Source organism: Jatrophihabitans sp., assembly GCF_036000465.1.
In the GTDB taxonomy this organism is placed as follows: Bacteria; Actinomycetota; Actinomycetes; order Mycobacteriales; family Jatrophihabitantaceae; genus Jatrophihabitans.
Genome location: NZ_DASYFV010000076.1, coordinates 1 through 14402, shown reverse-complemented (window position 1 = coordinate 14402; position 14402 = coordinate 1). Strand labels below are relative to the sequence as shown.

Below are 14402 nucleotides of genomic sequence, written 5' to 3'. Positions count from 1 at the left end.
CGCCCCATTGTTCAGCAGCCCAGGTGACGCAGCGCGTGCTGGAGCAGGACGTCCTGCCCGCCGCCCATCTCGGCCAGCACCGACTCCATCAACGCCTCCTCGGGCGTGAACCAGGTCAGCTCCAGCGCGTCCTGCTGCGGGTCGCAGTCGCCCTCGACCGGGACGATGTAGGCCAGCGACACCGCGTGCTGGCGCGGATCGTGGAACGGCGTCACGCCCTCGTGCGGGAAGTGCTCGGCCACCGTGAACGGCTGCGGCGAGGGCGGCACCCGCGGCAGCGCGAGCGGCCCGAGGTCCTTCTCCAGGTGGCGCAGCAGCGCGGCCCGCACCCGCTCGCCGTAGAGCACCCGCCCCGAGACGAGCGAGCGGGTGATCTCGCCCTTGCCGCTCGCCCGCAGCAGCAGCGCGACGTGCAGCAGCGCGCCCTGGCTGTCGACCCGCACCGGGACGGCGTCGACGTAGAGGATCGGCAGCCGCTCGCGGGCACTGTCGAGCTCCTCGCGGGACAGCCAGCTGCTCATCGTGTCGGACGTCGCCTCGGTCATGCTCACTTTCTATCGGTTGGACGTCGGTTGTGCGGGAGGTGCCCGATCCGGCCCTGTCGGCCGGGCCTCGCAGCGGGCTAGCGTCGGCCTCCCGGGGTCGCCCGGGATCCTCTGTCGAAAGGCGTCGGCCATGCGCATCTCCCTCGTCGTCCCCATCGCAATCGCGGCCCTCGCCGCCTCGGTGTTCACCGGCCGCGCCCTGGCGACCGCGCCGGGCTCGCCCCACCCCGGCGGGACGTTCACCGTGGTCGAGCACGCGGTGAGCGACACGACCGCCGACACCGGCCCGGCGGGCGACAGCGTCGGCGACATCCTGGGGTTCGCGAACCCCGTGTTCGACCGGAGCAACACGCGTCAGGTCGGCACCGACAACGGCTCCTGCGTGCGGACGGCCGTCGGGGTGAGCTACGAGTGCTCCTGGACGACGATGCTGGCCGGCGGCTCCATCGTGGTCGAGGGCCCCTTCCTCGACGCCGGTGACTCGACGCTCGCGGTCACCGGCGGCACCGGCCGCTACCGCGGCGCCGTCGGTGAGATGCGGCTGCACGCCCGCAACGCCCAGGGCAGCGAGTACGACTTCGTCTTCTCGCTGCGCCGCTAATTGCGTTGACGCCCCTCCGACGCTGGACGGTGATCGACGTCGACGGCGCGAAAGGGTGGCGATGCAGGGTTTCGATCCGTGGACGGCGTTCGGGCACGACGTCGCCCAGCGCTACGACGACGACCTGCGCGGCGACGAGGCCGAGACCGTCGCCTTCCTGGCCGGCCTGGCCGGTGACCGGCCGGCGCTGGAATTCGCGATCGGCACCGGCCGCATCGCGCTGCCGCTCGCCGCGGCCGGGGTCCGGGTCGACGGCATCGAGGTGTCGCCCGACATGGTCGACCGGCTGCGCGCGAAGCCCGACGGAGCCGGCCTCGACGTCGCGATGGGCGACATGACCACGACCTCGACAGGGCGCGTCTACGGCGTCGTCTACCTCGTGTTCAACACCATCGCAAACCTGCTCACGCAGGACGACCAGGTGCGCTGCTTCGACAACGCCGCCCGGCACCTCGAGCCCGGTGGCGTGTTCGTGGTCGAGTGCCTCGTGCCCGGCGACGTCGCCCGCCCGGCCGGCCAGTACGTCGACGCCGAGGTCGTCGGCGTCGACCACGTCGTGCTGGACGTGTGCCGCTACGACCCGTCGACGCAGATCCTCGACGAGAACCACGTGCGGATCAGTGCCGACGGGATCCGGCTCGCCCCGATCCAGCAGCGCCTGAGCTACCCGTCCGAGCTCGACCTCATGGCCCGCCTCGCCGGCCTGCGGCTGCGCCAGCGGTGGGGCGGCTGGCGGGGCGAGCCGTACGACGCCGCCGCCCGCCGGCACGTGAGCGTCTACGAGAAGGCGGTGGCCAGCTCGGAGAGCACGGCGCGGGCGACGACCGGCACGGCCCGCCCGACCTCGGCCGAGAGCCCGGGCCCGACCTCGACGTCGGCGGCCTCGACGGCGTAGAGGACGAGCCGCTGCGGGGCACGGTCGAGCACCTCGGCGAGCCGGAGCGCGTCGGCGAGGCCCAGGCCGTGTGTGCCGCCACCACCCGGTGCGGCCGCGTCGCCGTCGAGCCGGTGCACCCGGCCGGGTTCGGCACCCGGCACGGCGTCGATCACGACGGCGAGCTCGACGCCCTCCCACGCGTCGAGCAGCCGGGTCGGCTCGCCGTCGGTGGCGACCAGGGTGACGTCGGCGAGGGCGAGCCGCTGCAGTTCGGCGATGACCGCCGGCCCGACGCCGTCGTCGTGGCGGAACTCGTTGCCGATGCCGATGACGGTGACCCGGGTCGTCATCGGCGCTCGACCGTCAGGCGGAGGAAGTGCGTCGAGCACGAGATGCACGGGTCGTAGTTGCGGATCGTCTGCTCGCAGAGGTGGGTCAGCGCGGCGTCGTCGAGATGGAGGTTGGCCGAGGCGATGCGGTGCAGGTCGTGCTCGATGGCGGCCTGGTTCTGCGACGTGGGCGGGATGATCGTGGCCTGTCGGATCAACCCGTCGGCATCGAGCTCGTAGCGGTGGTAGAGCAGCCCGCGTGGTGCCTCGGAGACGCCATGGCCGACGCCGGCGCGCGGGGGCACCTCGATGCCCGGCGCGGCCGGCCGCTCGTAGCCGTCGATGATGCGCAACGCTTCGTCAAGCGCCTGGACTATCTCGACGGCGCGGACGACGACGCTGCGAAACGGGTTGCGGCAGGTCGCGCCCAACCCGGCCGCGGCGGCGGCCTGCTGCGCGACGGGCGACAGCAACGCTGAGCTGATCGAGTAGCGCGCGAGCGGCCCGGTCAGGTAGCGGCCGCCGTCGAGCGTCGCGTGCAGGGCGGTCGAGTGCGGCACCTGGTGTTCGACGACGTGGTCGAGGAACTCGGCCGGCGCGAACCGGGCGCCGCTGCCGGTGGCGATGTGGTCGGCCCGCTCGATGGCGTAGCCGGCGGGGTCGTAGGCGGCGAGCAGCTCGTGGTCGAGTTCGAGGTCGGGGAAGTCGAAGCCGGCGACCCAGCGCACCGTCTCGAGGGCGGCGTCGAGGGCGGGCCGCAACTGCTCGGCGAGGCGCGCGAGTTCGGCTGCGGTCGGCGCGCGGTGGAACCCGCCGACGCGCGGGTTCACCGGATGGATGGCCCGTCCGCCGACCGTCTCGAGGATCGCGTTGCCGGCCTTCTTCAGCATGAGTCCGCGGCTGACGGCCGCCCGGTGGTCGCGGGCGAGGGCGATGGCGTCGGGGTAGCCGAGGAAATCGGGGGCGTGCAGCAGGTAGATGTGCAGCGCGTGGCTGGAGATCCACTCGCCGCAGTAGAGCAGTCGGCGCAGCGCGCCGACGGCGGTGTCGGGCGCGACCCCGCACGCGTCCTCGACCGCCGCCCAGGCGCTGGTCTGATACGCGACCGGGCAGATGCCGCAGATGCGCGAGGTGATGTCGGCGACCTCGGTGTGCTGGCGCCCGCGCAGGAAGGACTCGAAGAAGCGGGGCGGCTCGTAGATCTGCAGGGCCGCGGTCTGCACGGCCCCGTCGGCGATCACGAGGTGCAGGGCGCCCTCGCCCTCGACCCGGGCGAGCGAGCTCACGGTCAGCGTGCGGTCGCTCATGCGCGCGGGCCCCGGTCGGCGAAGGCCGGCGCCGCGACGTTGAAGGTGCTGAACACCCGGTCGACGTCGCCGTCATCCAGGCCGCACCGGCGCAGCAGCGGGACGAGCGCGGCGACGTTCGCCCCGGTCATCGGCCCGAAGCAGCCGTAACAGCCGCGATTCACCCCCGGGCAGAGCGCGCCGCAGCCGGCGTGCGTCACCGGCCCGAGACACGGCTCGCCGTGGGCGACGGTCACGCAGGTCAGCCCGCGGCGCTTGCACTCGGTGCAGACGCTGGTGTCGGGGATGTCGGGCTTGCGCCCGGCGAGGAAGGCCGAGATCACCTCGAGCAGCTGGCCGCGGTCGATCGGGCAGCCCCGCAACTCGAAGTCGACCGTCACGTGCGCCGCGATCGCGGTCGAGGTGGCGAGCGTGTCGATGTAGTGCGGGCTGGCGTAGACGGCCGAGCGGAACTCGTCGATGTCGGCGAAGTTGCGCAGGGCCTGGATGCCGCCGGCGGTGGCGCAGGCGCCGATCGTGATGAGCACGCGGGACTGCTCGCGCACGCGCCGGATGCGCTCGACGTCGCCCGGCGTGGTGATCGATCCCTCGACCAGCGAGACGTCGTACGGGCCGGGGCGGACGTCGACCGACGCCTCGAGGAAGTGCGCGATCGTCACCTCCTCGGCCAGCGTCAGCAACTCGTCCTCGCAGTCGAGGAGCGTGAGCTGGCACCCGTCGCACGAGGCGAACTTCCAGACGGCGAGCGTGGGTGGAGACGTCATCACAACTCCCTGATCGCGAGCAACGGCCGGGCCTGCCGGTAGTCGACGACCGGGCCGTCGCGGCACAGCAGCAGCGGGCCCAGTTGGCAGTGCCCGCACAGACCGGCACCGCACTTCATGTTCCGTTCGAGAGAGACTCGGATGTCGGCCGCCGGTAGACCCATACCCTGAAGTACGTTCGCGCTGAAACGCATCATGGGCTCCGGCCCGCAGAGGAACGCGGTCGTCCGCGTCGGGTCGATCGTCAGGCGGCCGAGCGGTTCGGTGACGAACCCGACGTCGCCGGTCCAGCCGTCGGCCGGCCGGTCGACCGTCAGTTCCACCTCGAGATCGGACTGCTTCGACCAGCGCGCGAGCTGGTCGCGGAACAGGAACTCGGCCGGCGTGCGTGCGCCCGCGACGAGCACGATGCGGCCGAACTCGGCCCGCCGGGCCAGCGCGCCGAGCAGAACGGGGCGCAGTGGCGCGAGCCCCACCCCGCCGGCGACGACGACGAGATCCCGACCCGCGGCGGTGTCGAGTCCCCAGCCCCGGCCGTACGGGCCCCGGACCCCGATCCGGGTCTCCAGGTCGGCGCGGCACAGCGCCCGGCTCACCGCGCCGACGTCGCGGATCGTCTGGGTGAGGGTGGCGCCGTCGAGCGACGGGTCGCCGCTGATCGAGATCGCGACCTCGCCGACCCCGCGGGCGTAGAGCATCGTGAACTGGCCCGGTGCGAACGGGGCGATGCGAGCCCCCACCGGTTCCAGGTGCAGCGTCACCGAATCCCCCGTCTCGCGCTCGCGCCCCGCCACCCGGTAGGGCAGCGGCAGCATCGGGTCAGCGGTCACGGGGGTTCCCGTAGAGGTCGAGCAGCCGGGCCCGGGTGCCGTGCAGGCGAGGCAGCAGGGCGGTGACGAAACCGAGCAGCAGGGGGTAGCCGAACGCCGGGTCGGTCTCCGCGGCCGCGCGCATCGCGGCGGCGTCGAGCCGCACGGCGGTCACCGCCTCGGCCGCACTGGCCCCGAGCTGCCACCGGTACGGCGGCACGAGCCAGGACCACCCGAGCACGTCACCCGGCCCGAGCGTCTGCACGACGTAGCGCGGCCCGGCCGGTTGGCCGGCGTCGAGGGTCACCCGTCCGGTGCGGATCAGCCAGCACGCGTCCGCCACCTGGCCCTCCTCGAAGATCCGCTCGCCGGGGGGCAGGGTCACGGTCTCGGCGAGGTCGGCCAGCAGCTGCCGGTGCTCGGCGTCCAGGCCGGCCAGGGCCGGGAAGTCCAGCAGCTCGTCAGCGGTCGGCATCGGGGCTCCCTTCGGCGGCGGCGCGCAGCGCATCGAGCTGCGCGACCTCGGCGGTGATGTCGATGCCCACCGGGCACCACGCGATGCAACGTCCGCAGCCGACGCAACCCGAGCTGCCGAACTGGTCGTGCCAGCTGCTGAGCTTGTGGGTGATCCACTGGCGGTAGCGGCTCGCGCCGGAGGTCCGCACGCTGCCGCCGTGCACGTAGGAGAAGTCGATCTCGAAGCAGGACGCCCACCGCTCGGACCGCTCGACGTGCTCGCCGGTGAGGTCGGTGACGTCCTCGGTGGTGGTGCAGAAGCAGGTCGGGCAGACCATCGTGCAGTTGCCGCAGGTGAGGCAGCGGTCGGCAACGTCGCCCCAGTGCGGGGATTCGCGGCTCTCGACGAGGAGCGCCCGCAGGTCGGTGGCCGGCATCGTCCGGCCCATGCGGTCGCGCGCGGCCGCGACCGCGTCGGCGGCGTCGGCGGTCTCGGCCGCGGTCGCGGCGCGGTGGGTCAGGCTCTCGAGCACGGCCGCGCCCGCGTCGGACCCGACGGAGACGACGAAGCGGTGGCCGTCGGCGTCGACCCGTTCGGTGAGGGCGAGGTCGTAGCCCGGACCCGTTTCGGGGCCGGTACCCATCGACGCGCAGAAGCACAGCCCGCCGGGCTCGGTGCAGCCGACGGCGACGACGAACAGGTCGCGCCGGCGCCGGGCGAACCCGGCCGACGGTTGCGCGCCGTCGCCGAGCACCGTGCCCAGCGTGCGCAATGCCGCGAGGTCGCAGCCGCGCACGCCCAGGAAGGCGTAGCGCGTCGGCTCGGCCTCGGCGGCCCGGAACTCGCCGTCGTCCAGCGACCACAGCGGCTGGCGCGGCGGGTGCAGGAACTGCTTCCACGACTGAGCGCCGGCCGAGTGGCTGAACACCGCGCGATCGGCGCGACGGTGCAGCCGGTAGTGCCCCGGCCCGACGTCGACGCCCCACCCGTCCGGCAGGTCCGCCCCCGAGCCGAGCTCGGCCAGCACGATGGCCTCGTCGCGGACGGTGGGGCCGACGACCTGGTAGCCGGCGGCGTGCAGGCCGGCGACGAGCGCGTCGAGCCCGGCCCGGTCGATGACGGCGTCACCCATGATCGTCAGCCTGCCCGTCCCGTCCGCGCCCCGGCAGAGACCAAAGGTCCGTTCGGGAGCAGTCGAGGGGATCGTGCCGCGGGGAGGGGATGCCCCTTTACGTGACGCCCGGGGTAAGGGCATCCCCCGCGCGATCTGATCCCCCGCCCGCGACACTGGACCGGACGAGCCGCCCGGCATGCCCCCACGATGACCGCCCCGGCCGCCCCCGACCACTGCCTTTCGGCCTAATGCGTGGGGGACCCGTCTCATCCGGTCCGGTATCGTTCCGAGCGTCTGCGGGTGTAGTTCAATGGCAGAACATCAGCTTCCCAAGCTGACAGTGCGGGTTCGATTCCCGTCACCCGCTCCACGAGGTCTACGCGAAGCGCCGGGTCGTTCTTCGTGAAATGACCGAACTCGGCGATGACGAATTCCGGGCGGCGGTCAGCAGGCGAGCAGCGTCGCCGTCGGCAGCCGTGAGTAACCGCCCGCTGCCGTGGTCAGCACTACCGCCCCGCCGACCGCGTAATGCAGTGTCAGGCCGCGTGGCAGTTCGACGGTGCGGCCGGTCACGGTGTCGTAGATCTGCTGCGGCGCCCCGGCCGGGTCGGTGGCCGCGAGCCGGCCGATCGCCTGCGTCGGTCGGAAACCGGACGGCACGGTGTGCCGGATCGGGTCGGGATCGCCGGGCGCCCATTGCCAGAGGGAGTGCAGGTCGCCGGCCCCGGCCAGCCATTCGAGCGTGGTGCCGTCGCTCGCGAAGGCATAGCCGTCCTGGGCCGCGGGTGGCAGCGAGGTCGGCCGGTAGTCCGGCTGGTCGAAGTCGAGGACGGTCCGACCGCCCGCCGACGGGCGGACGCTGATCACGTTGCCGCCCACCGCGAGCAGTGACCGGACACCGCTGGTGCGGGTGCGACCGCTCGGCGTATGCACGGCCGAGTCGGCCCAGTACTGCGCGATCTGCTGGCGGGCGGGGGCGGCGAGCGACGTCTCGAGCACGCTCACCGCACTGCGGAGGATGACCGGCGCCGACGCCGTGTCGGTACCGACCCGGTAGCCGGCATCGACCGTCAGGGATGCCGAGGAGTGCGTTCCACTGTCCACGACCATGATCTCAGGAGTGCCGTGGCCGCCCGTCGGCACGAGGACGAGGACGGCCGTCGACCCGTCGAACGCGCCCGACGGGTTGGCCACCACCCGGACCCGGTCGGCCGGTCGGGTCGTCCACAGCCGCGTGCGGGTTCCGACGGGGCTCAGGACATCGACCGCGCTCGTCGCCCCGTCGTGTCCGGTGGCAACGAGCAGGGAGCCGTCGCCGGCCGCGGCCAGGACCGCGTTGCCGGCCGGCAGGGCGCCGGCGCGCAGTGCCGCGGCGAACGGGGTCGGGCCGGTGATCGCGCAGTGCCCGACAGACGGCTCCGAACGATGATCGTTGCTCGCGCGGGTCCAGGCGAGGAGCGCGATCACGACCAGGGCCGTGAGCATCGCCGTGCTCGTCACCCACGCCGCCCAGGTAGGACGTGGACGAACGTCCCGCGCCCGAACGTCGCTCGCGCCCTTCGACGCCGGAAGCGGCTCCAACCGGTATTCCGGCGCCACCTCGATCGACGCGGCCCGCTCCTTCAGCACGCGGGTCAGCTCACGTTCCATCGGCGATGTCATCGCGCCACCTCCGCGGCGGAGCCGGCCGGGCGCAACACCGGACGCAACGTCTTGAACGCCCGGGCCGCCAGGCTGCGGATCGTTCCCTCCCGGCAGTCGAACAGCGCCGCGATCTCGCGGTCGGTCTGGCCGAGGTAGTAGCGCAGGACGAGGACCGTGCGCTGCCGGGCCGGGAGGGTGGCCAGCGCGTCCCAGGTCCGGTCCGCCACGATGTCGAACTGCGTGGCGTCGGTCCAGGCCACCTCGGGCGGGCGTTCGGACGGCACCTCCAGGACTCGTCGCCGACGCAACCAGCTCACATGCGCGTTGACGACGGCGCGGCGCGCGTAGGCGGCCGGGTCGTCGAGGGCGAGGCTGGTCCCGAAGCGCCGGTGCATCGCGAACAGGACGTCCTGTACGAGGTCCTCCGCGCGGCCACGATCACCGGTGACGAGATAGGCGAAGCGGGTCAGCTCCAGGGCGCGGTCGCGTACGAAGTCGTCCAGCAGCACCGTCTGGTCCACGCTCACCACCGCCCCGATGTCCGTCACCAGTACAGACGCCGGATCACCGAAATCCGCTGCGCGACCCAGCCTGCTGCCGTCCGTGACCCCCGGCAAGACCGGCCGCAGCGGATTCCCCGGAATTCGCGTCTGTACGGGTGACCCCGAGGCACGGTCGCCGTGGGCAAGCCGTGCACCCGATCGAGCGGAGGCATGATGTACCGACGACTGACCGCGACCGCGAGCGCGTGTGCGCTCGCTGCCACTCTGGCGACCGCGCACGCAGCGCCGGCCCAGGCGACCTATCCGGGCGATCCCGGCCGCATCGCGTTCGGCATGACCGACACGACCGGCCGCCACATCTACGCCGCGCGTCCGGACGGCAGCGGGCTGAGCCAATTGACCTCCGGCCCGTACGCCGACCTGTGCCCGGCCTACTCCGCGAGCGGGAGACGCATCGTGTTCTGCAGCAACCGCAGCGGTGCGTTCGAGATCTGGTCGATGTCGGCGAACGGGCGCGACCTCCGGCAGCTCACGAGCGTCGCGTCCGCGTCATTCCCCGATTTCTCACCCGACGGCAGCCATATCGTCTTCGACGGCCAGCTGCCGGGCGACTCGAGCGACGCCGTCTTCGTGATGAATTCCGACGGGTCGGGACTGCACCGGCTGACCTCCGGCAGCGGGAACAACGACTATCCGGCGTGGTCGCCCGATGGCCGGCGGATCGCGTTCATCAGCGACCGCACCGGCGTCGAGCAGGTGTTCGTGATGAGGGCCGACGGCGCCCACGCGACGCAGCTGACGTTCGCGCCGATCGCGCACGACGAGTCACCCGACTGGCGACCCGACGGGCGCCAGATCGCCTACGCCCAAGGCAATCCAGGCGTGGACGAGAAGATCTGGGTGATGAACTCCGACGGCTCGCACCCGCACCAGATCACCTTCGGGACGGCCGACGACTTCGGCCCGGTGTGGTCACCGGACGGGCGGCACCTCGCCTTCCTGCGTGACTTCGGCAACGGGGACCGCCCGGTGATGATCACGACGGCTCGCGGCGCGGATGTGCACCGGCTCGCCGACCCGAACCACACGGCTCACCAGTTCGTGCCGGCCTGGCAACCGCTGGGCGGTGACGGCGCTCAGGGCGACGGCTGACCGGCTCGGTCGGCGAGTGCCGGCGCGGTGGGGCACGGACTTACGAAAGCCCCTCCACCAGGTATCACGGCCGCGCGCGGCTGCTCCTCAACCCCGACGACGTCCTTGTCGCGTTCACCGAGCAGGGGAGAACAGCCATGACCTCGACACCGCGCAGACTGGCCCGCTACGGCTGGGTACCCGACCTGCCCGACACGCGGGATCACATCTTCGCCGCGGCGGCGCCGACCCTGGCCGCACTGCCGTCGTCGGTCGACCTCACCGCCCAGTGCCCGCCGGTCTACGACCAGGGACGGATCGGGAGCTGCACCGCCAACGCCATCGGCGCCGCCGTCGAGTTCGACCTGCACAAGCAGGGGCTGACCGACTTCATGCCCTCACGCCTGTTCATCTACTACAACGAACGGGCGATGGAGGGCCACGTCGGCAACGACTCCGGGGCCGCGATTCGCGACGGCGTGAAGAGCGTCCACCAGCTCGGGGTGTGCCCCGAGTCCGAGTGGCCCTACGACGACACCCCGGCGACGTCCGACGGTGGCCGGTTCCCGCCCGGGGCCCGCGACGGGGAGCAACCGTCCGCGCAGTGCTACACCGACGCGCTGAACAACCGGGCCGCCGCCTACACGCGGGTGACCCGCGACCTGAACCACATGCGGGCGTGCCTCGCCACGGGCTACCCGTTCGTCTTCGGCTTCACCGTCTACGAGAGCTTCGAGAGCGCTGCGGTCGCCGCGTCGGGGGTGGTCCCGATGCCGGCGAGCACCGAACACGTTCTGGGCGGGCATGCTGTCCTCGCGGTGGGCTACGACGACGGCCAGCAGCGGTTCGTCGTCCGCAACTCCTGGGGCACCGGTTGGGGTCAGCACGGCTACTTCACGATGCCGTACGACTACCTGACCAACCGGGGACTGGCCTCGGACTTCTGGACGATCACGATGATCAGCTGATCGGCTCGGCCCGACGCCGCGACGCTCAGGCGACGTGGCGCGAGGTGGCGATCTGCCAGTCGCGTCCACCGAGCACGACCGGGTCGTGCTCCGGCGCAACCCGACAACGGCCACCGTCGCCGTGGCCGTGAGCACGACGATGACGACGAGCCGGAGCATCCGCCAGGGGCGGGCGGTGCGCGGCCGAGGCATGCACCCCCTCGGTGTGGGCGACGTGCGGTTGATCAGGCCGGCGAGTACCGGTGCTCGGGACGTCCGGTCGAGCCGTAGCGCAGCTGGAGCCGCACGACGCCGTAGCTCTCGAGATAGCTCAAGTACCGCTGCGCGGTGGCGCGGCTGATGCCGATGCTCTCCGCGACGTCCGAAGCCGAGACCGCGTCCGGGGCCGTGCGCACGGCGTTGCGCACCAGTTCGAGCGTCGGGGCGGAGTGGCCCTTCGCCGGGCGGCGGGCGCTGGCCGGTTGCGAGCGCAGGATGCCGAACAACTCGTCGACCGCGGTCTGATCGGCCTCGCCGGGGAGGCCGGCGATGCGCAGGTGCAGGCGGCGGTACGCGCTGAGCCGCTCGCTGAGCGCGGCGAAGCCGAACGGCTTGACGAGGTAGTGGACGGCGCCGAGCTGCATGGCGGTCCGCACGGTCGACATGTCGCGGGCGGCGGTGATGACGACGACGTCCGGGTGCCTGGCCCGGTCCATGAGGCTGCGGACGACGGTCAGCCCGTCGCCGTCGGGGAGGAAGACGTCCATGAGCACGAGGTCGGGGTCGAGCTCGGTGACGGCGTCGAGCGCCGCGGCCGCGGTGTGCGCCTGGCCGACCACGGTGAAGCCGTCGACCTTCTCGACGTAGGCGGCGTGCACGGCGGCGACCCGGTAGTCGTCGTCGACGACCAGGGTGCGGATCGGTGGCGGTGTCATCGGCCCGCGGGGACGGCCGGGGTGGTGACGGGCAGGTGGACCTCGAACGTCGGTGCCGCGCCCTCGGAGACCGCGATCGTGCCGTGCAGCCGCTGCACCAGGCGGTGCACGATCGCGAGTCCGAGGCCGCGGCGCAGCGGGCCGGCGCCGGTCTTGGTCGTGTAGCCGTCGCGGTAGATCAGCTCGCGGTCACCGGGCGGGATGCCGGGGCCGTTGTCGGTGACCCGGATCGTGATCGCCCCGTCGTCGTCGATGATCGTGACAACGACCCGCCCGCCGGCCACCCCGGCGAGTGCCTCGAACGCGTTGTCGACCAGGTTGCCCAGGATCGTCGTCAGCGCCTGCAGCTTCTGGGTCGACTCGCCGAGCCAGGTGTCGTCGGTGATCTCGAAGGCCAGGCCCCGCTCGCTCGCCTCGGCCGCCTTGCCGAGCAGCAGCCCGATGATGAGGGGCGAGCCGATCCGGGCGCGGAGGGAGTCGGCGAACTCGGCCGCGCCGCCGTGCAGCTCGGCGAGGTAGAGCAGCGCGTCGTCCACCTGACCCAGTTCGAGCAGGCCGGTGACGGCGTGCAGCCGGTTGGAGAACTCGTGCTGCTGGGCGCGCAGCGCATCGGTCAGGCGCCGCACGCCGTCGAGCTCGCGCAGCAGCCCGGACATCTCGGTGCGATCGCGGAGGGTCACCACCGCGCCGTGGTCCCGGCCGCCGAGGACGACCGGTCGCCGGTTGACCGTCAGGCAGTAGTCGTCGGTGAGGACGACCTCGTCCGGACCGCTCACCGTGCCGGCCAGGACGTCGCGGAGCCGGCCGGGCGGGAGCAGGTCGGAGAGCTGGGCGCCGAGGGAGACGTCGATGTCGCCGAGCAGCCGGCGCGCCTCGTCGTTGACCACCGACACCCGTCCCGACGGGTCGAACGCGATGACCCCCTCACGGATCCCGTGCAGCGTGGCCTCGCGCTCCTGCAGCAGGTGGGCGATCTCGTCCAGTTCGAGCCCGAACGTCTTGCGCTTGAGCGTGCGGGCGAGAAACCAGGACGCCAGCGCTCCGGCGGCCAGGGCTACCGCGAACCACTCGGCGTAGGACGGCAGTTCGCGCCACAGCGCGTGCGACACCGAGCTCTCGGTGATGCCGACGGACACCTCGCCGACCATGCGGTGGTCGGCGGTGTACAGCGGCGCCTTGCCGTTGGCGGACAGGCCGGTCTTGCCGTCGTCGATACCGACGTGCGTGTGACCGTCGGCCGTCACGATCGGCTCGGCTACCTTCTGCCCGATCAGCGTCGGGATCGGGTGCGAGTGCCGGACCCGGTTCATGTCGATGACCACGACGTAGGACGCGTGCGTCTCGGCCTGGATGCGGCTCGCGATCGTCTGGACCGATTCCGGGCACGGGCTGCCCGGCCCGGCGAGGCAGCTCTGGATGGCCGGGACGCCGGCGACCGTCTGCGCGATCGAGGCGGCCCGGGCCTCGTACTGGCGGTAAAGCTGTGACCGCTCGACGCGGGCGAACAGCGCGAAGCCGATGAGCACCGTCGCGGTCAGGATCGCCAGCTGGGCGATGAAGATCTGCGTCGACAACTTGCGGGTCGAGAAGCGGTGCACGGGCCTGATTGTCACCGCCCCCCAGGCCGGGAACAACAGATGGGGCCCCGCGCAGAACGCGCAAAACCCCGATCAACGCGGTAAACGCGGGATGCGCGCGAAACCGCGACGTAACCGGGCGGCCACACCTAGCGTCCCTCCTCACCAAGCGAGCGGGCCACCGAGCGGCCCCTCCGCACCGAGCGAAAGGGGCCGACATGGTCGACACGACCGCGGCGCACGCCGATGCGGCCAGGATCGAGATCAGCCACCTGACCAAGCGGTTCATGACGCGCACCGGCGAACCGTTCACCGCGATCCGCGACGTCAGCCTCACCGTCGAGCCGGGCCAGTTCTGCGCGATCGTCGGACCGACCGGCTGCGGCAAGTCCACGACCCTCGGGCAGGTGTCGGGCCTCGACACCCCCAGCGGCGGGTCGGTCCGGGTCGGCGGCCGCGACGTCCGCGGCATCACCCCGGGCGTCGGCTACATGTTCCAGAGCGACGCGCTGTTCCCGTGGAAGTCGGTGCTGGCCAACGTCATGATCGGGCCGGCGCTCAACGGCATGGGGCGGAAGGACGCGATCGAGCTGTCGCGCGACTGGCTGCGCCGGGTCGGCCTGGCCGGCTTCGAGGACCGCTACCCCCACCAGCTGTCCGGCGGCATGCGCAAGCGGGTCGCCATGGCGGCCGCGCTGATCAACGAGCCGCGCATCCTGCTCATGGACGAGCCGTTCGGGGCCCTCGACGTGCAGACCAAGGCGATCATGCAGACCGAACTGCTCGGGCTGTGGGAGCAGTCGCGCCCGTCGGTCCTGTTCATCACCCACGACCTGGACGAGGCGGTGGCCCTCGCCGACCG

16 protein-coding genes and 1 tRNA gene are annotated in these 14402 nt (G+C 72.3%); 6 read left to right on the top strand and 11 right to left on the bottom strand.

The window, feature by feature from the left end; all coding sequences use genetic code 11:
• Positions 1–11 precede the first annotated feature (11 nt).
• Entirely contained in the window at positions 12–545 is a 534-nt protein-coding gene (locus tag VGN18_RS20225; protein WP_327541533.1) for an NUDIX hydrolase family protein, read from the bottom strand.
• A gap of 130 nt (positions 546–675) precedes the next feature.
• Between VGN18_RS20225 and VGN18_RS20220 the strand changes: the two genes are divergently transcribed.
• The gene (locus tag VGN18_RS20220) at positions 676–1146 is read left to right on the top strand and encodes an allene oxide cyclase family protein (RefSeq protein ID WP_327541532.1); all 471 of its coding nucleotides are present in this window, start codon (positions 676–678) and stop codon (positions 1144–1146) included.
• 61 nt (positions 1147–1207) lie between these two features.
• Positions 1208–2041 carry a class I SAM-dependent methyltransferase gene (locus tag VGN18_RS20215; protein ID WP_327541531.1) on the top strand — a complete coding sequence of 278 codons (834 nt, stop codon included), beginning with the start codon at positions 1208–1210 and terminating at the stop codon, positions 2039–2041.
• Here VGN18_RS20215 and VGN18_RS20210 read toward each other — a convergent pair.
• Genes VGN18_RS20210 through VGN18_RS20185 form a run of 6 tightly spaced genes read right to left on the bottom strand, consistent with a single transcriptional unit; the run spans position 1924 to position 6821 of the window.
• The gene (locus VGN18_RS20210; protein WP_327541530.1) at positions 1924–2373 is read right to left on the bottom strand and encodes a hydrogenase maturation protease; all 450 of its coding nucleotides are present in this window, start codon (positions 2371–2373) and stop codon (positions 1924–1926) included. The genes VGN18_RS20215 and VGN18_RS20210 overlap by 118 nt on opposite strands.
• Entirely contained in the window at positions 2370–3659 is a 1290-nt protein-coding gene (locus VGN18_RS20205) for a Ni/Fe hydrogenase subunit alpha (protein ID WP_327541529.1), read from the bottom strand. Before VGN18_RS20205 ends, VGN18_RS20210 begins: the two co-directional genes overlap by 4 nt.
• Complete coding sequence (locus tag VGN18_RS20200) at positions 3656–4423, bottom strand: hypothetical protein (RefSeq protein ID WP_327541528.1); 768 nt, start codon at positions 4421–4423, stop codon at positions 3656–3658. Before VGN18_RS20200 ends, VGN18_RS20205 begins: the two co-directional genes overlap by 4 nt.
• Positions 4423–5238 (bottom strand): FAD/NAD(P)-binding protein, encoded by an 816-nt coding sequence (locus VGN18_RS20195; RefSeq protein ID WP_349259979.1) that lies wholly within the window; start codon positions 5236–5238, stop codon positions 4423–4425. Before VGN18_RS20195 ends, VGN18_RS20200 begins: the two co-directional genes overlap by 1 nt.
• Positions 5239–5242: 4 nt before the next feature.
• Positions 5243–5707 (bottom strand): cyclic nucleotide-binding domain-containing protein, encoded by a 465-nt coding sequence (locus VGN18_RS20190; protein WP_327541526.1) that lies wholly within the window; start codon positions 5705–5707, stop codon positions 5243–5245.
• Positions 5694–6821: a 4Fe-4S dicluster domain-containing protein gene (locus tag VGN18_RS20185; RefSeq protein ID WP_327541525.1), complete on the bottom strand. Its 1128-nt coding sequence runs from the start codon at positions 6819–6821 to the stop codon at positions 5694–5696. Before VGN18_RS20185 ends, VGN18_RS20190 begins: the two co-directional genes overlap by 14 nt.
• A 278-nt stretch (positions 6822–7099) precedes the next feature.
• Between VGN18_RS20185 and VGN18_RS20180 the strand changes: the two genes are divergently transcribed.
• Positions 7100–7173 (top strand) — tRNA-Gly (locus VGN18_RS20180).
• A 74-nt stretch (positions 7174–7247) separates the two neighbouring features.
• Here the strand turns inward: VGN18_RS20180 and VGN18_RS20175 are convergent.
• The gene (locus VGN18_RS20175) at positions 7248–8465 is read right to left on the bottom strand and encodes a hypothetical protein (protein WP_327541524.1); all 1218 of its coding nucleotides are present in this window, start codon (positions 8463–8465) and stop codon (positions 7248–7250) included.
• Positions 8462–8995, bottom strand: coding sequence for a SigE family RNA polymerase sigma factor (locus tag VGN18_RS20170; RefSeq protein ID WP_327541523.1), 534 nt, complete (start codon positions 8993–8995; stop codon positions 8462–8464). The genes VGN18_RS20175 and VGN18_RS20170 overlap by 4 nt, the downstream gene beginning before the upstream one ends.
• Before the next feature lie 165 nt (positions 8996–9160).
• Here VGN18_RS20170 and VGN18_RS20165 point away from each other — a divergent pair, with 165 nt between their 5' ends.
• Together VGN18_RS20165 and VGN18_RS20160 are read left to right on the top strand one after the other, a co-directional pair.
• Positions 9161–10102, top strand: a complete 942-nt coding sequence (locus VGN18_RS20165) for a hypothetical protein (protein ID WP_327541522.1) — start codon at positions 9161–9163, stop codon at positions 10100–10102.
• Positions 10103–10239: 137 nt separating this feature from the next.
• Positions 10240–11049 (top strand): C1 family peptidase, encoded by an 810-nt coding sequence (locus tag VGN18_RS20160; RefSeq protein ID WP_327541521.1) that lies wholly within the window; start codon positions 10240–10242, stop codon positions 11047–11049.
• A gap of 224 nt (positions 11050–11273) precedes the next feature.
• Here VGN18_RS20160 and VGN18_RS20155 read toward each other — a convergent pair whose 3' ends face one another.
• Together VGN18_RS20155 and VGN18_RS20150 are read right to left on the bottom strand one after the other, a co-directional pair.
• Positions 11274–11963, bottom strand: a complete 690-nt coding sequence (locus VGN18_RS20155; RefSeq protein ID WP_327541520.1) for a response regulator — start codon at positions 11961–11963, stop codon at positions 11274–11276.
• Positions 11960–13561: a sensor histidine kinase gene (locus tag VGN18_RS20150; RefSeq protein ID WP_327541519.1), complete on the bottom strand. Its 1602-nt coding sequence runs from the start codon at positions 13559–13561 to the stop codon at positions 11960–11962. Before VGN18_RS20150 ends, VGN18_RS20155 begins: the two co-directional genes overlap by 4 nt.
• A gap of 197 nt (positions 13562–13758) precedes the next feature.
• Between VGN18_RS20150 and VGN18_RS20145 the strand changes: the two genes are divergently transcribed.
• Positions 13759–14402: ABC transporter ATP-binding protein (locus tag VGN18_RS20145; protein WP_327541518.1), on the top strand; the 644-nt coding region annotated here is incomplete at its 3' end.